This window comes from Oleiphilus sp. HI0066 (assembly GCF_001635725.1).
Window position 1 is genome coordinate 1 of the sequence record NZ_LWFH01001696.1, and the last position, 1,184, is coordinate 1,184.

Consider the following 1,184-nt stretch of genomic DNA (forward strand, 5'->3'; position numbering starts at 1 on the left):
TACCTATCTCCAGGATGGATTCCTTCTCCAAGAACTGATTTCCACAACCCACCATTTAGAGAAGTGATCACTGACTTTGCCGGTCTAACGATTCCTGGCCTAGATAGGCTTTATGTTTGGTATGTGTCGGACCCTCGCTCAGAAGATGGTGACGGTGATGGTATTTTTGATATCGAAGAGTTGTTGGTTATTGAAAATGATGTAGCGCCGATTAACTTTGATGCTCCTGTCGATTTAACCGAAACGGATATGTCGCTACCTCAATCATTTGAGAAAATGAGAACGGAAAATCGCTTTACGCATAGCAACCCATTAAGCGTGGATTCAGACAACGATGGAATTCTCGATGCGAACGAAGATTATGATAATGATTACGCTAGTAATCTGAGAGAACATAATCTCACGGACTCTAGTTCGATTGTCGCAAATTCTGATACAGATAGTTTATTGGATGGTGTAGAGATTAACATCCTTATGACTCAGACGAATAAGGCGGATACGGATAGTGATGGTGTTAATGATGATGCGGAGCTTACCGTGTCTTTCGTCGATCCAGATGCGGCGACAGAATTTACTAACCCGCGTTTAGAAACGGGCCCAGGAAAGTGCTCGTCTCTTGAAGTAGAACATAGTGTAAATGGCGCAACCTATTGTTTTACAGTTGGGTATAAATCAATGCCTACGATTGCTGATAGTGACAATGATGGTGCTAACGATAATAGTGACGGATATCCTCTAGACAACGCTTGTTCGACCTTGACGAATGGTTTTCAAAGAGCTGATCGCATGCGCTGCTACGCTAGCTGGATGGCAGAGCAATCTGAAATAGGGAAGGTTGCATTCATCGATAATGCCTCTTATGAGCAATTTGCGTTTTACGCATCGAGTTGGGATTCCCTGATTCGTTATGATTATGTAACCGGCAATTACATTAGCCATATTGATGTATCTTCTTTGCCGGTTGACTTCGTAACTTATGAGTCGGCTCAAGACAAGCTACTTCTTGTCGGAACAAATGGGTCATTGCGTTCAGTTGACCTTGGGTCACCTTCAACCGTCAATACTTTGCCTTCGCTAAGTGTTGCGAATGGTTCGATCTTTGGCTTGCTGTCAGTTGACGACCATTTTGTTGTACAAGAAAGTGATGGACTCAGCGCTAAACTTGCAATGTACGATTTAAACGG

1 protein-coding gene is annotated in these 1,184 nt (G+C 43.2%); it reads left to right on the forward strand.

What is annotated here, in order from left to right; all coding sequences use genetic code 11:
• Positions 1 to 1,184, forward strand: a 1,184-nt coding sequence (locus tag A3738_RS31585) for a hypothetical protein (protein WP_197474061.1), incomplete at both ends; no start/stop codon positions are given.